The 17,392-nt window shown below is 37.4% G+C and carries 19 protein-coding genes; 11 read left to right on the top strand and 8 right to left on the bottom strand.

All coding sequences use genetic code 11. The features are described from left to right. Positions 1-43: 43 nt before the first annotated feature. Together recR and yidC are read right to left on the bottom strand one after the other, a co-directional pair. A complete protein-coding gene (recR, locus tag PK943_00350; protein ID HRN77670.1) occupies positions 44-646 on the bottom strand; it encodes a recombination mediator RecR in 603 nt (200 codons plus the stop codon). A gap of 21 nt (positions 647-667) precedes the next feature. After that, a complete protein-coding gene (gene yidC / locus PK943_00345) occupies positions 668-2,197 on the bottom strand; it encodes a membrane protein insertase YidC (GenBank protein ID HRN77669.1) in 1,530 nt (509 codons plus the stop codon). A gap of 157 nt (positions 2,198-2,354) precedes the next feature. Here yidC and PK943_00340 point away from each other — a divergent pair, with 157 nt between their 5' ends. From PK943_00340 to PK943_00320, 5 genes are all read left to right on the top strand, one after another. Further along, positions 2,355-2,735, top strand: coding sequence for a MerR family transcriptional regulator (locus PK943_00340; protein HRN77668.1), 381 nt, complete (start codon positions 2,355-2,357; stop codon positions 2,733-2,735). Positions 2,736-2,754: 19 nt separating this feature from the next. After that, entirely contained in the window at positions 2,755-4,152 is a 1,398-nt protein-coding gene (gene murC, locus PK943_00335; protein ID HRN77667.1) for a UDP-N-acetylmuramate--L-alanine ligase, read from the top strand. Positions 4,153-4,306: 154 nt separating this feature from the next. Next, complete coding sequence (locus tag PK943_00330; protein HRN77666.1) at positions 4,307-4,660, top strand: hypothetical protein; 354 nt, start codon at positions 4,307-4,309, stop codon at positions 4,658-4,660. A gap of 24 nt (positions 4,661-4,684) precedes the next feature. After that, on the top strand, positions 4,685-4,996 hold the full coding sequence (locus tag PK943_00325; GenBank protein HRN77665.1) for a hypothetical protein: 312 nt from the start codon (positions 4,685-4,687) through the stop codon (positions 4,994-4,996). A 205-nt stretch (positions 4,997-5,201) separates the two neighbouring features. Further along, on the top strand, positions 5,202-5,483 hold the full coding sequence (locus tag PK943_00320) for a hypothetical protein (protein HRN77664.1): 282 nt from the start codon (positions 5,202-5,204) through the stop codon (positions 5,481-5,483). Here PK943_00320 and PK943_00315 read toward each other — a convergent pair. From PK943_00315 to ffh, 6 genes are all read right to left on the bottom strand, one after another. Then, complete coding sequence (locus PK943_00315; GenBank protein ID HRN77663.1) at positions 5,439-5,894, bottom strand: hypothetical protein; 456 nt, start codon at positions 5,892-5,894, stop codon at positions 5,439-5,441. The two genes, PK943_00320 and PK943_00315, sit on opposite strands and share 45 nt — an antisense overlap. Before the next feature lie 41 nt (positions 5,895-5,935). Continuing rightward, a complete protein-coding gene (gene rplS / locus PK943_00310) occupies positions 5,936-6,355 on the bottom strand; it encodes a 50S ribosomal protein L19 (GenBank protein HRN77662.1) in 420 nt (139 codons plus the stop codon). An 80-nt stretch (positions 6,356-6,435) separates the two neighbouring features. Further along, a complete protein-coding gene (gene trmD, locus PK943_00305; protein HRN77661.1) occupies positions 6,436-7,743 on the bottom strand; it encodes a tRNA (guanosine(37)-N1)-methyltransferase TrmD in 1,308 nt (435 codons plus the stop codon). Next, positions 7,743-7,970, bottom strand: coding sequence for a KH domain-containing protein (locus PK943_00300; GenBank protein HRN77660.1), 228 nt, complete (start codon positions 7,968-7,970; stop codon positions 7,743-7,745). The genes trmD and PK943_00300 overlap by 1 nt, the downstream gene beginning before the upstream one ends. 59 nt (positions 7,971-8,029) lie before the next feature. Further along, entirely contained in the window at positions 8,030-8,371 is a 342-nt protein-coding gene (rpsP, locus tag PK943_00295) for a 30S ribosomal protein S16 (protein HRN77659.1), read from the bottom strand. A gap of 52 nt (positions 8,372-8,423) precedes the next feature. Then, on the bottom strand, positions 8,424-9,752 hold the full coding sequence (gene ffh / locus PK943_00290) for a signal recognition particle protein (GenBank protein ID HRN77658.1): 1,329 nt from the start codon (positions 9,750-9,752) through the stop codon (positions 8,424-8,426). Positions 9,753-9,925: 173 nt separating this feature from the next. Here ffh and hflX point away from each other — a divergent pair, with 173 nt between their 5' ends. The 6 genes from hflX to PK943_00260 all read left to right on the top strand — a co-directional run bounded on the left by hflX (position 9,926) and on the right by PK943_00260 (position 17,376). Next, positions 9,926-11,074, top strand: coding sequence for a GTPase HflX (gene hflX / locus PK943_00285; GenBank protein ID HRN77657.1), 1,149 nt, complete (start codon positions 9,926-9,928; stop codon positions 11,072-11,074). Between the two features lie 15 nt (positions 11,075-11,089). Further along, positions 11,090-12,457 (top strand): tetratricopeptide repeat-containing glycosyltransferase family protein, encoded by a 1,368-nt coding sequence (locus PK943_00280; GenBank protein HRN77656.1) that lies wholly within the window; start codon positions 11,090-11,092, stop codon positions 12,455-12,457. 76 nt (positions 12,458-12,533) lie between these two features. After that, complete coding sequence (locus PK943_00275; GenBank protein HRN77655.1) at positions 12,534-12,962, top strand: hypothetical protein; 429 nt, start codon at positions 12,534-12,536, stop codon at positions 12,960-12,962. Positions 12,963-13,087: 125 nt separating this feature from the next. Then, positions 13,088-14,446 carry a tetratricopeptide repeat protein gene (locus PK943_00270; protein ID HRN77654.1) on the top strand — a complete coding sequence of 453 codons (1,359 nt, stop codon included), beginning with the start codon at positions 13,088-13,090 and terminating at the stop codon, positions 14,444-14,446. After that, on the top strand, positions 14,443-16,077 hold the full coding sequence (locus tag PK943_00265) for a tetratricopeptide repeat-containing glycosyltransferase family protein (protein HRN77653.1): 1,635 nt from the start codon (positions 14,443-14,445) through the stop codon (positions 16,075-16,077). Before PK943_00270 ends, PK943_00265 begins: the two co-directional genes overlap by 4 nt. A gap of 15 nt (positions 16,078-16,092) precedes the next feature. Beyond that, positions 16,093-17,376 carry a tetratricopeptide repeat protein gene (locus PK943_00260; GenBank protein ID HRN77652.1) on the top strand — a complete coding sequence of 428 codons (1,284 nt, stop codon included), beginning with the start codon at positions 16,093-16,095 and terminating at the stop codon, positions 17,374-17,376. The last annotated feature ends 16 nt before the right edge of the window (positions 17,377-17,392 follow it).

Here is a 17,392-nt window from a genome sequence, read left to right as displayed (position 1 = left end):
ATAAAAACCTTTTACCTGTAAGAACAATAATTCCATGGAATAATTAAAAGGGTCGACGCTCAGACAATGCTTTATACACCGTTAATCGATCCATTACTTCAAGTGATGAACCTACGGGCAATCCACGAGCCAAACAAGAAACAAGCACCTGCTTATCCTTTAATTTACGGGCAATAAATGCTGCTGTAGCTTCACCCTCTGGAGTTTGATTGGTAGCTAAGATTACTTCTTTTACGTTTTTGTATTCTATGCGTTGTACTAACGACTCAATAGTCAGATCTTCTGCGCTAATTCCCTCAAGTGGTGATATGACCCCACCCAACACATGATATACACCGCTATATCCCTGTGTTTTTTCTATCGCTAATAATTCATACCAAGATTCTACAATACAGACAATGCTTTGATCACGCTTACTTGATGAACAAAAAATACATGGCTGTTCTTTTTCACGCCAACAAAAACATGTTTCACACGTACGTAGTTTATCACGTACTTCTCGAATCACCTGGCAAAATTGTTCAACTTTCTGCGCATCCATACACAAAAAATGATTAGTAATTCTGTACAAGTTTTTAGACGCAACATACGGAATTTGCTGTAGCACCTTAATCAACTGTGCTAATGTTGGCAACTGATTCAACATTTCATCACTACCTATTTTTTATTAAGCAATTTTTAAAGATTTCACTAATTGCGTTTGTAATACTCCAAGTAAAGTACTTACAAAAATATACAATGCTAGCCCTGCAGAAAAACTTGTAGTAAATGCACCGAACACAAATGCCATAGCGACAACTGACATACGTTGTTGCGAATCACTAATTGCTGCTTGTGCTAACATCGCCAGAGTAACACCTATAGGCAATATATAATACGGATCACTTGCAGAAAGATCTGGAATCCATAACATTGGTGCGTGGTATAATTCTATTGAATTCGCCAATATCCGGCTGAGCGCAAAAAAGATTGGGATTTGTAATAATAATGGTAAACATCCACCCAATCCTGGCATACCATGTTTACGGATTAATTCTGCACGTTCACGTGCTAATATATCTGGCTCATTTTTATATTTCTTCTGTAGATATTGTAGCTTCTTTTGCATTTCAGTACGTTGCTTCATACCTGCTTCACTCTTGATAGTAAACGGCAATAATAATAATTTAATAAAAACGGTTAATAGTATTATAGCAAAACCATAATTATGCACATATTTATACAAAAAGTTTAATATTTTAATAAGAATCCTAGATATTGGAGCCAAATAACCAGAATATTCAAACGTTTGTTCAAGACGATCATCAACAGCAGCAACAGCATCTGCTTCTTTAGGTCCTAGGTAGAATGACAATTTCCATTCAGTCGGTTTCGATATCGATTCATTTTCTAAGACAGAAAATATTTTATTCTCTGAATGCTTATAATATGCACGCTGTGCAAAAACATTTGCATCATCAATCATTGCATGAATCATATAACGCGTATCAGAACCAAACAATGTAGGCTTTAACCAACCTTGATTTATTGGTAATGAGTTTTTATTTTGCTTGGTAAATACATTTGCCTCATCAATAACTATTGCTGATACTACGTCCGAAACAACTTCTTGCATATGTGGTTCTGCAAAAAATATGCGGGACTCAATACTTTTTTTAGGATCTATGGATAAATTCAAATCAATCTGGTGTACTTTATTATGTACGGTAAAAATTTTACGCACTATACCATAATCAGATTGTGCTTGATAGATAAGTACTGTTGAATCATCCGTATTTTGCTGCTCTTCAAGCGTATAGTAATATGGCGTATTTTCTTGGAACGCAACTAGAAAACATCGTTGCTCTTTCTCATTTTCATTAGGTGGCGTTAAAATAGTAAGTAGTTGTTTTTCTCCATCAATAATACGCTTGAGTACTACGCGTTCAAGTGAAGCCGCTTGAGTAGAAAACGTTACTATACCCCACTCAGTTTCTATTTGAGTTGTTTTAGTAGGCGTTATTTTTTCATTATCAAAAAAATCAACTTCTGTATTAAGAGGCTTACTGGCTTGTGCCGATTGAGATGCCATGAAGGTTGCAGGATCCTTACTTCCAGATATGTTAGGAGCAAACCAACGATTTATCACAAATCGTTGTAATAACCATGCTGTAGCAAGTGCAAATAAAAAAGGAACTATATAATCTTTAATATTCATGATAAAAAAACCTCTTAACGCTAAAAAAAGCCCTTGTGTACACTATATATGTAGAGTAAGGTAGCAAAAAACAGCCATTTGGGCTAGCAAATTTCATTAAAATGTGTAGCCTTTATCGAGTAGTATGACAAACATAAACATAAAAAAGGATCATTACATGAGGATGGAAAAAAGAAAATTTCGCATTGGAGAACTTGCAAAGCGCCTTGAAGTAGAAAGATTTGTCATTCGTTTTTGGGAAAAAGAATTTGAAATTAGTACTTCACGTTCTAATGGCAAACAACGCTTTTATGATGAAGACGATTATAGAAAATTCGGTCGTATTAAAGAACTTCTATATAGAGAAGGCTTCACTATAGCTGGCGCAAAAAAACAGTTGGCTCATGAAATAAAAACTAGCGGCACTAAGATAATCGCTTCACAAAGAACTACCATGGAAGATAAAGATACCGTAGCTTTACAAGAAGAAGTTAATGCACTTAATTCTCAAATCAAGATACTCAAAACACAACTCGTAAAACTGCGCGAATTATTATAAGCATAAGACAAGGCATTGCATGTATAATCCGCAAAAGAAAGCACATATCCATTTTATTGGTATTGGTGGTATTGGCATGAGTGGTATCGCCACTATTTTACGCACACAAGGATATTCCATATCAGGATGTGATATTGACTTAGATCAATCCAGTATACAAAAATTAAAACATATTGGTTGTTCTATACATGAGGGCAATAATACGTTGCAATGCCATGATCCTTCTATTGATATTGTGGTATACTCTTCTGCAATACAAGCTACTAACCCCGAAATATTTGCAGCCCAACAACGTGGTATACCAACAATTAGTCGCGCACTTATGCTTGCTGAGTTAATGCGTACTAAATATAGTGTTGCTATTGCTGGATCTCATGGAAAAACAACTACTACATCACTTGTTTCACATATCTTAATGGAAGCAGGACTTGATCCAACCGTTATAATTGGTGGCCACTTACAAACTATTTCCAATAATGCTCGCATGGGGAGTGGAGAATTTTTAGTCGCTGAAGCAGATGAAAGCGATAGGTCATTCTTACACTTGCAAGCAACACTTGCCATTGTTACCAATATTGACTTAGAACATTTAGAAACATATAAAAACCTAGAAGATATTAAACAAACATTTAAACAATTTTTAAATAATTTACCATTCTACGGTAAAGCTATTGTATGTATTGATGATGAAAATGTGAGATCATTACTTCCCATGAATCACATAAAGACCATTCAATATGGCCTGACTTCAGATGCTGATATATATGCACTAGATATCCAGCTCCATCCTGATCATGCCACGTGCATAGTACACAAAAAAAATCATTCTGAACCTCTCGGCCTTTTGCACAGTAACATGCCCGGACGACATAATATTCTTAATAGTTTAGGAGCATGCACGCTCGCATTAGAATTAGGCATTCCGTTCAGCACTATTGTGCAAGCGCTTAAAACATTCAAAGGTATTGAGCGTCGTTTCACCTATCGAGGTATTTTTCAAGGTGCTGAAATTTTTGATGATTATGGCCACCACCCAAAAGAAATCGCCTCAACCCTCATGGTAGCCCAGCAACGTGCAAAAAAGTCGCTCACGGTCATTTTTCAACCCCACAGGTACACACGTACCTATAAGCTATGGGACGATTTTGTACAAACATTCCTAACGGCTCAAATTGATCACCTAGTTATAACTGATATTTATGCAGCAAGTGAAGCCCCTATAGATAATATAAACAGTGAAGAATTAGTAGAATCAATTAAAAAGCTAAACCCAAACTTCAAGGTTACGTATTTACCCTTTGACGAAGATTTTACACATCTAAAGCAGTATCTAACCCAACATACCGGCCAAGACGATCTTCTCTTACTTTTGGGGGCTGGTAAACTGAACAAGTTAGCATGCCAATTAGCCCAATAAATTAGGCATAAACTCATTTTTATCCCATTATTTAAACCTGTATAAATGCTTATCTTATTATATTTTTGCTAAATCATTGATTTTTCACAATTACAAATAGTAAATTTGTAAGTGAGAATAATGTATAACCCAACATAGTTATAAAGGGAAGCATATGAAAAAAGTAAGCATAGCTTTAGTAACACTGGTCGGAGGTATTCTGATCTTAAATGGAAACTCTTTGCAAGCTAAAAACAGAAAAGCAATCGGTTTATTTGGCGGTGCAGGTAGTGGTGCTCTAGTTGGTGGTCTTGCTGGTGGACCAGCTGGCGCAGGTATTGGTGCTGCAGTTGGTGGTGCAACTGGTCTATTTGTTGGTGCATCTGTCGATGATAAACGTAAACGAGAAGAAAAACAACAGTATCGTGAAGAACGTCAAGAACGTCGCTATCGTCATGAAGGTGGCAATGGTACACGTACCACTACTACAACTCGTACTTCAAAATTCAAAAAAAATAATAGTTACTAAAACTAACGAAGAAAGAATTATACCATGAAAAGAATAAGCTTAATACTTGTAACATTCATCACACTTGGCTTAGTATCTGGCCATACAGCAGAGGCACGATATTACCGTCGTGGTGGTTATTATCGTGGTGGTGGCAGTAATTTTGGTGCCGGTTTTGCAACTGGCGCAATAACTACAGGTGCTATTGCTGCAGCTGCAAGTAGTGGTCGTGGTTCATCTAAAAGTGAACGCCGAGCACTCGAGCGAGAAAACGATACACTACGTCGAGAAAACCAAGATTTGCGTGATCGCTTAAATCGCCTTGAAGAACGCGTAAACCGACGTGGTATATTGTAAGAGATAATTTAGGGAATAACGTTCCATAAATCCATCCCACTCCATAACACATGCCAGAAAGACATACAAGTTTATTACCTTCTTGTGTCTTTCTGGCATGGAGTATTTTATACCTAATGCAAATCAGGTTATTTTTTTATAGATAGAATTTTCAGAAATAAGACTACATACTAACATGTGTAAACTCTATAAAAAAAGGAACAATATGAATAAGCAATCCATAACCATCTGTATCCTATTTTCATTTATGATATATTTTTCTTGTAACTGCTTTAGCAACAACTTTGCACGCAGGTTCGACCTTAATAGCTATATCACACAAAATCCATTATGGTTTAAAAAACCAAAACAAGATGATAATCGCATACAACAACAAAAAAATATAGACAAAAAAAATAAAAGCTTTGATGAAAAAATTGAAAAAGATAGGATTAGAAGTCGCCTAGAACAAAAAGCTACCACTCGTAAAATCCACCACAATAACTAATTCAATTTTTTTATGTGATGGCCGTACGGAAATGCTGCATATTTTTCCTGGCTTGAAGAAAATAAGTTGCTGCTCTATGCCATTAAAATAAGCAACCTGTTGCCAACCAAGCCATTCCATCTCATGCACATAAAATTCAGCAACTTGTACAGCAGACATATCATAAGATATATACCCAAGCATTGCATGTGAGGAGCTAATTTCTTGATCTTTAAAAAAATGAAGAATGGGAAGAACATTTAATGGGATAGGAATATCACTGAGCTTAGCTTCTTGTTCTTGAATTAAATCAGTTGGTATCCGATTATTTTTTTTCGACGTATTTTGCTTTGTTTGTATATTTCTATGCTGCATACCAGAACATGCCGGCAACAAACTTATAACACAACCCAACAATAGCCATACATACATGAGCTACCTTACATGTATTGATCAGATACCAACAATATAATTTATTCAGTTATCTCAGATGCGGTATTGTTTGCTCGTTGCGATTCTTTTTGCTCTTTAGTAAGAACTTTTTCTTGAACGCGAGCACGTTTACCAATACGATCACGCATATAGTATAATTTTGCGCGACGAACATCACCCTTATGTATAAATTTAACTTTTTCTATAAGTGGTGAATAATATGGGAAAATACGTTCTACAGCAACACCATCAGCAGAAATTTTACGTATCGTAAATGATGATGAAGCACCATTGTTGTGTATAGCAATTACATCGCCTTCAAATACTTGTAAACGTTCCTTATCGCCTTCTTTAATGCGAAGAGATAACGCAATACAATCACCTACATTAAATTCTGGAAAATTTGTATTTTTTGTACCAATTAAACGAATGGTTTCTTTGGTAAGTCCCTGAGCCTTCATAATAAATCCTCTAGTCTGACCTATAATTATCTGCAATATGTGTATTTCTAATATACCCAAAAACTGATTTAATGCCAATTTTATCGGTATATTTTTTCATTTAAACCTAGCCAACGATCAAGAATAATCGCCACTGCTGACCTGACCGATAAATGCCTAAAATCGGAAAGTCCATGCACCGGCAACAATACATAGTCACAACGCGCCATCAATTCAGGAGTAAGACCCTTGCCAGTGCCAAAAATAAACAGAACGGGCCTGTCATGATGCCATACTTTCGACTGATCCCAAAAAGAAATTTGCTGTGCATGATTAGTATCTCTAGCTGAAGTTGCTACTAATAACGGCTTTTTACCCTCTTTTTGTTCTATAGCTGCAATCACCTCATCCAAGCTATCAGTAAGCTCTACGCAAGAAACTGCTTTATGCCTACCAGGATTATAGTCTATACCTACTCCCTTTTTCCAAAAATCAAGCAATGTACGCACAATTTTTTGCTGATCTAGTAAGGGCGTAACTATAAAGAAGTTTTTAATATCATACGTGCTTGATGAACGTGCTATATCATGAATATCAATTGAGGTGACTGATGTAGTACCCGGTGCACGATTATCACCTATCAACACATCACTATGCATTAACGCGACATAATGAGACGGTATAATAGTACGTACTAGTGATCTTTGCCCATCAGTCATATGCTGTGAACGCATCCAGGCAAAATGATTTTGTACCGTGCGTTGAGCTGCTTGTTGAGTACGCCATGCCTCAATGGCAGCATGGTTACCGGATCGCACTACCTCAGGTACTGATTTGCCATGCCATTCAATCGGTTCTGTATATGATGGATAATCGACAAATGGACCAGAAAAGGATTCTTCTTCCACTGATTGTTCTTTTCCAACAACACCAGGAATAAGTCGAAGTAATCCCTCAAGCAAAATCATAGCCGGCATATCTCCACCCATAAGCACAAAATCACCTATGGATACAATTGCATCTGCATATTCTTCTTCCACACGCGCATCCATTCCTTCATAGCGTGCAGGTACCAACATGAGATGTCCTTGCTTTTGTACGTGCTCAGCCAAGCGTGCAAGTGATTGCTGGTTTAATTTTTCCCCATGCGGTGAGAAAAATATCCTGAATGCCTTACCATATTTTTTTTCTTGCGCATCTATAGCTTTTTCTACCACTTCTGGCCGTATAAGCATACCGCTTCCCGGACCAAAAGTTGGTGCGTCAATGCGTTTTTTTGCAGGTACAAATGAAAAAAAGGTATCAACATCTATGTTTACAATACCTTTATCCTGTGCATGCCGCACTAAACTTGTACGTAAAAATGGCTCATATAATTCTTCAAAAACCGTCAGAATAGAAATATTCATTAAATAATTTCCACGGTTACTCGTTTGGTATCAGGCAGTATTACATGTAACAATGTACGAATTGCCTTGATAGTTTTGCCTTCTTTACCAATAACACGCCCTCTGTCTGCATCATGAACATGAACCTTTAACGTAATTGATGCCGTATCAGATTCATCCATCTCTACAGAAACCGCATTCGGTTGTGTAACAAGTTCTTTAACAATATGTTCGACAAGATCTTTCAGCATGATATACCTTTTCATGCCACATGACTGAGAAATGGGTCTAGTAGCATGCTTGTTATTTATTCTTTGTTATCTGCTGATTCAGTTACTGCTACTTCTTTTTTGGTAGCTTTTTTAGCTGACTGAGTTTTAGCCTTAGGTTCTACTTGGCTTGCAGTAGCATTCGTACGCTTGAATTGGTTAAAAATCTTTTTTGCAGATTCAGTTACCTGCGCACCTTTACCTACCCATTGAAGATATAATTCTTCATTAAATTTTACAATGGAACCCGCAAGCGCATCGTATGTACCAATGGTATCAATAACTTCACCATCACGTTTTTTGCGACTATTCATCACAACAACTCGGTGAAATGGAACATGCTTTTTACCTGCACGAGAAAGTCTAATTTTAACTGACATATAATGTATTCCTCTATAGATACATGCTTAAATATTGGATCCAATTTTATAACTAGAATTTGCCAAAAAAACCACGTTTTTTAAATAGTTTAGCATATTGTTGAACTTGTTCAAAGCGCTGAAGTAACAAATTTACCTCCTGCACCGTTACCCCTGCACCTTTTGCCACCCTGTTTTTACGCGATCCATCAAGAAGTCGAGGCTGTATACGTTCTTTAAGGGTCATTGAACTAATAATAGCCTTAAACCGCTTAACCTCCATATCTCCCTTCTGTAGCATATCCTGCGATAGGTTCACGTTACCCATTCCAGGGATATATTTGACAACTTGGGATAGTGACCCTAACCTGCTCACCATATCCATTTGATCTGCAAAATCCTGCAAGGTCATCTTCCCCGAACTCATAGATTTATATGCTGCTTCTTGATCTACTTGCTTGATTTTTTCATTTGCACGCTCAATTAAGCTCTTTATATCTCCCATACCAATCATACGGCTAGCAGCACGTTCAGGATAAAAAGGATCAAGATCATCTATTTTCTCCCCTACCCCCACAAAACGTATTGGTTTTTGGAGCACAAAGCGAAATGCAAATGCTGCACCACCACGCGTATCGCTATCCATCTTAGTCAATATAGCTGCCTTAAACCCAATTCGTTCATTAAATGCTTTTGCTACATTGAGTGATTCTTGCCCCGTCATGGCATCAAGAACTAAAAATTTATAACGTGGCTCCAGAAGCTTATCAATAGCAACAAGCTCGTGTAACATAGCTTCATCAACATGTAACCGACCTGCCGTATCCAAAAGCAACAGCTCATACCCACCTTGTTTATAATGGTTCACTATCTCTTGAGCAGCACGTACAGGGTCAGTACTTTGTGCACGGTAAAAATCTACTTGTACTTGATTTGCTAATACTTCAAGCTGATCAATTGCTGCCGGCCTATAAAAGTCTACAGACCCGACCAAGATACGTCGTGTCTTACTTCTTGCTTTTGCTTCCTTTTGGACCCAATGAGCGAGCTTGGCAATGGTAGTTGTTTTACCAGAACCCTGTAAACCCATAACCAATACAATTGATGGTAATTGGAAAGAAAATGGCGCTTCATGCTTACCACCTAAAAAAGCCACTAATTTATCATTAACCACTTTCATAAGTTGCTCTGCCGGCTTGAGTGATCCCAAGACACCCTGCCCGACTACTTCTTGTTTAACATCTGCTATAAATGTTTCTACCACATCATAGGGAACATCGGCATCAAGCAGCGCATCTCGCACAGAATCAAATGTTTCCTGCAGATTATGTTCTGTCAATTTAGTAGATCCAGTCAACCGAGAAAAAAGTGAGGAAAATTTCTGAGATAATAAATCAAACATGTAAACTACCCTTAGAAGAAGATGTAATTTTGGAAAATTTTTATTGCTTTAGTATAGCATGAAATAAGATCTTTTTTCCACTTTGATCACCTTGACAATATGTAACATTTCTATTAGTATTTTTACTATAAAAAATACCACTACATCTCTTAACCATAGGTCAGTAACGAAGCATGACAAAACCAGCATTTTACACTACCAAACCTCATCCGAAAACGCTTATCATTGGTGTTGAAGCACCATATAACCGTACTCTTAATATAGATGCTTATTTTGATGAATTTGTCAGCTTAATAGAAACAAGCAAAACTCCCTATGATGCAGAGCTGTACCTTAAATTACGCACTATTGATCCCACTTATTTTTTTACTAAAGGTAAATTGGTAGATTTAAAAAAATTTGTTGAAGAAAATCAAATCAGGCACATTGTTATTTCCGAACAACTAACTCCTACACAAGAGCGTAATTTATCTAGTTATTTATATTGCAGCATTACCGATAGAACACGATTAATTTTAGAAATTTTTGAAAAAGCTGCTCATTCGGCAGAAGGTCAAGCGCAAGTTGCTATCGCAAAAATGCGTTTTGAAAAAACACGGCTTGCGGGTAAGGGTGTTGGGCTTGCACAACAAAAAGGTTCCATTGGGGTACGTGGTGGTTTTGGTGAAACACTCAAAGAACGTGAATCACGTCATATTGAAGAAACCATTAACAAGTTGAAAAAACAGCTTGAAACGCTCCAAAAAAATCGAGATACTCAGCGCAAACAACGATTAAGCAAGCGCATCCCGCACATCTGTTTAATTGGTTACACCAACGCCGGTAAATCTACTATTTTAAATGCGCTTACCAAAAGTGATGTACTTGCTGAAGACAAATTATTTGCAACACTGGATACTACTACCCGTAAACTTTTTATCAATGGTAAAGAAAAAGGCCTACTTTCTGATACTGTTGGATTTATTCAACAATTACCACCACATCTAATTGATGCATTTAAATCAACTCTTTCTGAACTTGAACATGCTGATTTATTGTTACATGTTATTGATATATCAGCTCCCGATTGGGAATCACATATCAAGGTTGTATATGAAATTTTAGATGATTTGGGTGTAGATAAACCAATGCTGCATGTCTTTAATAAATGCGACAAAATTCATAATATAGAAGCATTACAAACAAAACTAGAAAAATATCAACCCTATGTTATGGTAGATGCATTATCAAAAGAAGGATTAACATTACTTATAGAATTTTTAGATGAATGGGAACCATCTATACAAATACCTACAAATAAAAAACTTGCTGGTTTCATATAATCAAGTCTAGGTAGAATGAAGCGTATACATTATATTGTCCTACTTTTTTTGAGTATCATTAGCATTTATTACGTCCACCGTTATTTACCATTCTTTCATACACTCACTGCACAAGACTATTGCATACAGGCAGATAGATATAAAGAGCAAAACCAATTTACACAAGCAATCATTGCCTACAAATCAGCCCTAAAACTTTCACCTCATGACTTTCTTATTAGCATGAAACTCGGTGATACACTCTGTCTTGCACAGCGTTATGATGAAGCATTAGCAATATGCCAAGAAACCGTCAAACATTATCCACAGCAACAATTTGCCATTGGATATAATATGGCCATGACTTATGAAAAGATGGGCAACTTACAAGAAGCAATCTATATCCTCAAGCAAATTACTCAGCATAGGCCAAACTGGGCATCTCCACACTTAAATCTTGCATTTGATCTACTCAAACTCGGTGACTTAAAAAATGGATTACGCGAATATGAGTGGCGTTGGCAAGCAACCAACATACAAAAACTCGCAACCACAAAGCCCGAATGGGATGGATCGGATGTACGTGGCAAAACGGTTTTAATCTATGCAGAACAGGGGTTTGGTGACACACTACATTTTATTCGTTACGCACAAATACTCAAAAACATGGGTGCTCGTGTATTGGTATTCCCGCAAACTGCACTTATTCCTTTACTCAAATTATGTCCATACATTGATCACGTACTAGAATCCGCAACGACCCTACCACCGTTTGATTATCATATTGCTACTATGAGTCTACCTTACGCATGCCGCACAGAGCTAGAGACTATACCTGCCAATATTCCCTATTTATATGCTGACGCTTCGTTGGTAAACCAGTGGAACAAAACATTAGCGCAAGACAAAAACTTCAAAATCGGTATTTGTTGGCATGGCAACCCACGCTATACTGATTTATCACATCAGCAAACGGTTAAAGCAAAATCAATTCCACTGCAATTATTTGAGCCGCTCAGTAAAATCCCACAGGTAAGCTTATACTCATTGCAACAAATTGGCGGACAAGATGAACTACACCATATTAATTTCAAAGTGCATACATTCGATAATGATTTTGATACGGTGCATGGACGCTTCATGGACACTGCTGCAGTTATCCAGAATTTAGACTTAATCATTACCATAGATACTTCAATATCTCATCTGGCAGCAGGACTTGGTAAACCAGTTTGGATATTACTACCAAACCCTCATGATTGGCGCTGGTTTTTAAATCGAACTGATTCACCATGGTACCCAAATGTACAATTATTCAGACAACCAACACGCGGTGACTGGAACAATGTCATACAAACAGTAGCTCAACAACTACGCAAACAACTAACAGAAAAATCTGTTTAGATCATACCTATTGTTTTTTCTTTTTCCCCTTGTTATAACAAAAGAAAATCCATCAATTAAACAAAAGGAAACCTATATGCAATTCCGTTATTTTGCACTCACTCTACTCATGTGTCCGGTATATATGATTCAAAGCATGGAATCCGAAGATTTGAGCCAAACACAACTATTAGTCGGAAACATCACCGAATTAAAACAAAAATTAGAAGAAGAAGAAAGAAAACTGACTGAACATAACAAAGAAAAATTAGATCTTGAAGTTCGAGCATATCATCTGGATCGTTATAAACAGGATGAAGCCATAGAAAACATAAGCGACATAACGCATGCTATTAAATTGCATTGGCAAAAAACCAAAATTAATAAGGTATTAACAGCAACAGAAACAACGTCTGATGAACAACAAGATACTGATGCAGAACAAGAAGCCACAGCGGCTCCTATAGAACCGCAGAAAAAAACTATGAGTTGGTCAGAATTTTTTAAAACCGTATTTCGCTTTTAATTTTTGTACACTATATATAATTTCAACGCCGTGGATGACACGGCGTTTTTTCATGCTCTTAGTTGACATCTTTATGCATGCGTAGTACAAAAAAACCTACTACTTTCTGAAAAAAGGATTGTACTATGAAGATTCATCAACAATTATCTATCTTACTACTGCTATGGCCAGCTCATAATTACACACAAACTACTACCCTTCCTGCCAATGCACATGTACAAATTGCTGACATATACCGTGATCACAACGCATTCGATGATGCAATCGTGCACTACAAAAATGCCTATGAACAAAACACACGTGATTTAAACGTATTACTCAAACTTGCCAACACATACAATATCATCAATGAGCATGAGCACGCATTAGCACTCTATAAAAAAGGAATGGAACTTGCCCCACAATCGACTACCATGCGCTACAATGCTGGGTACAGCTTGCGCCAAATGGGTAAAAATAAAGAAGCCATAGAATTTTATGAGCAAACCATCAAATTGAACCCTCATTATGCCAAATCACACTTTAGCTTAGGATTATCATTATTACAACTTGGTAATTTCGAACGTGGTTGGCAAGAACATGAGTGGCGTTGGGCTGCATATGATGAAAAACCACCAGAATATAAAAAACCTGTTTGGGATGGTTCTGATCCAAAAGGCAAAACTATTTTTATTACGTGTGAGCAAGGACTCGGTGATACGTTTCAGTTTATTCGCTATGCTCAGCTACTGAAAGAAAAAGGCGCGCAGGTACTCGTACAAACACAATCACCACTCAAAACTATTTTGCAACAATGCCCATATATTGACCGTGTAGTAAGTGTCGGAGATATACTCCCAGATTTTGATTTTCATGTAGCAACTATGAGCTTACCTTTATTATTCAAGACACAAATAGATACCGTACCCACCAATATTCCTTATTTATACGCCAAACCAGAACTTGTCGCATATTGGCAAAAAGAGCTTGCAACCGACACTAACTTTAAAATTGGTTTATGCTGGCACGGCAACCCTAATTATTCTACGCAAGCATTGCGTGAAACAGTCAAAGCAAAATCATGCCATGCACATACATTTTTACCACTTGCAGATATAAAAGGCATCAGCTTGTACTCGTTACAAAAAGTTGGCGGTACGGATCAGCTGAAAGAGCTCAATGGAAAATTAACCATAAAAGAATTTACTGGTGACTTTGACAATACACATGGTCGATTTATGGATACTGCTGCTGTCATTAAGCAACTAGATTTGGTAATAACCATTGATACATCTATCGCACATTTTGCAGCAGCACTTGGTACACCTACCTGGGTATTGTTACCAGAACCTGCAGACTGGCGATGGATTATTGGAAGAAATGATACCCCATGGTACCCTAATATGCGTTTATTCAAACAACATCAACGTGGCGATTGGCAAAGTGCCATGCACGACATAACAACTGCACTCAAACAAGAACTCAAAAAAAGGATTAGTTCATGAAATGTCAGCTAGCTGTACTTGCAACACTTATTATTCCCGTATGCATATCTGCTAAAGCAAACTTTGCAGAAGTGTTTAATGAAGCAAATACATTATTCGAAAAACAATTATATGAACAAGCAATTGCTAAGTATCAAGACGTAATTGAGCTTAATCCACACACTGCACAAGCATATTTTAACATGGGGCTTGCTTTTGCCAGCCAAAGTAAAACCATCAACTCAATACATGCGTTCAAATCTGCTATTGAAGTAGATCCATCATATACCAAAGCACATCTAAACTTAGCAAGTGCGTATGAAAAAACAAAACAACCGGATAAAGCACTCGAACATTATGAAATTGTGTGTACGTTAGAACCGCATCGTTTTTCTGCGCATCAAAAAGCTGCTGAAATACTGAACGAAAAAATGCGATTTGAAGAAGCTGCCACACACCTTGCACGAGCTCTCGAACATAACCCTCGAGATATTAATCTGCGTTTTGAATATGCAAATACGCTCAATATTATTAATAAAACTGAAGAAGCACTGGTGATATATCAAGGATTGCTAAGTGAACAACCAAACAATACATCTATTGCATATAACATCGCGTATACATTAAAAAAATTAGGACGTTTACAAGAGGCATTTCCCTACTATCAACAAGTGCTCCAAAACGATCCCAATCATGAATCTGCAAACTTTAGCTGCGGACTCGCTTACTTAGTAACAGGCGATTTTGAAAAAGGATGGGAAAAATATGAATGGCGAGAGAATAATCCTTATCGCACCTACACACAACCCATTTGGGATGGCTCTAATTTAGACGGCAAAACTATATTTTTATATGCAGAACAAGGGCTTGGTGATACGTTTCAGTTTATTCGTTATGCAAAAATTGCAAAAGAAAAAGGCGGTCACGTGGTAGTAGCCGTGCAAAAGCCACTCCCAGACATCATACGATTATGTCCATACATTGACCGTGTTATCGGTATGCATGATGAGCCAGGTTACTTTGACGTTCATGCACCAATGGTGTCACTCCCTTACATACTCCGTACCGTTGAAGCAACTATCCCACATGAAATTCCCTATTTATTTCCAGATCCGGCGTTTGAACTGTATTGGAGACATCAACTTGCCAAAGACAAAAATTTTAAGATTGGTATTTGCTGGCAAGGTAATAAAGGATACCGTACTGCATTCTTGCGTGCTGCTGTTGCTGCCAAATCCGTATCGTTACAAACATTTGCACCACTTGCTCAATTGCCCGGAATTAGTTTATACAATTTACAAAAAATAAATGGGGAAGAACAATTGCACGAGCTAGATGATTCATTTCCGCTACATATATTTGAAGGCAACTTTGATGAATCACATGGTCGCTTTATGGACACTGCAGCAGTTATTAAAAATCTTGATTTAGTAATTACTATTGACACTTCCATTGCACATTTGGCCGGCGGCCTTGGTACACCAACATGGGTACTTATTCCTGAACCCCCCGATTGGCGCTGGATGCTTGAACGTACCGATACGCCATGGTATCCAAACATGCGTCTGTTCAGACAACCAGTGCAAGGAGATTGGGATACGGTTATGCAAGATATAGTTCAGGCATTACAACAAGAATACTTAGCACACTAATTTTTTAGGTTATATATGAAGAAATTTTTTAGATTACTACTCGTAGCAACGTATGTTACTATCTGTGCTCATGATAAAAATATGTTACTTGAACACATCAATAGCTATATTGCATCACATGGTATAGATGATAGCAGTATAGATGCGCATAGATTGCGTGGATCTATGTACTTAGATATGGGAAAATTTCAAGAGGCACTTACCGATTATGATTTCGTAATTACCTATCAGCCCCAGGATTTCAAATCACATTTTAGAAAAGCAGATGCATTAATTGCTCAAGGCAAGTTTGATGACGCTATCGCAGTATATCAACCACTCTTGCAGAAAAACCATATCTTGGACCCCGCTCAACTGGGTCTAACGTATTGTTATTTGAGTAAAGGTGATTTGGCGAACGCATGGGCTACGGGTGAATGGAATTCCAAAAAAAATAAACCCTATGGATCACATCTGCGTACCTTACTCAAAACTAATACCATTGCTGGCAAAACAATAGTATTAATATCAAAAAATGGGTTTGGTGATACGATACAATTTATTCGCTATGCAGAACCACTCAAGCGTATGGGTGCTACAGTTCTGGTATGTGTACCACAAGAATTGTTACCTTTATTGAGTAGTAATCCATATATTGATCAATTATACTCATGCGAAGAAATACCTATGCATAACGCATCGGCAGATATTACCAGTATGGCTGCCATACTCCACGATACGGTTGATACCACCATACCAAATAAGATTCCCTACCTTTTTGCTGATGAACGATTATGCACGTATTGGCAAGAAAAATTACAACATGATACTAACTTTAAAATCGGCATCTGTTGGCAAGCGAGTCCACAACACGAAGTATTGTATCCACCCACTAAACAACGCAGCATGCCATTGACCCAATTTTTTAAATGTAAAGATATACCGGGTATTAGTTGGTACAGTTTACAGCAAGTGGATGGTCTCGATCAACTAGCCCAGATCCCACCTGATTTTAAGCTACATGTGTTTCCCGATGACTTTGATAAAACTCATGGCATTTTTATGGATACTGCTGCCGTAATTGCCAATCTTGATTTAGTTATCTCAGTCGATACGGCAACTGCGCACCTGGCCGGCGCATTGGGCAAACCCGTCTGGTTATTACTTCCATACGTATCTGATGCACGTTGGACGTATGGATGCACTGATTCAATGTGGTACCCCTATCACCATATTTTCAAGCAGCCGGAACCATTTGATTGGGATAGTGTAATAGCAACTATTCTTAAAGAACTTAGCGCTCATGTGAAAAATAAATAAATTTTTAAAATAAAAA

This window comes from Candidatus Dependentiae bacterium (assembly GCA_035445995.1).
In the GTDB taxonomy this organism is placed as follows: Bacteria; Babelota; Babeliae; order Babelales; family Vermiphilaceae; genus DAOMRS01.
This window is presented reverse-complemented; position numbering and strand designations above follow the sequence as displayed.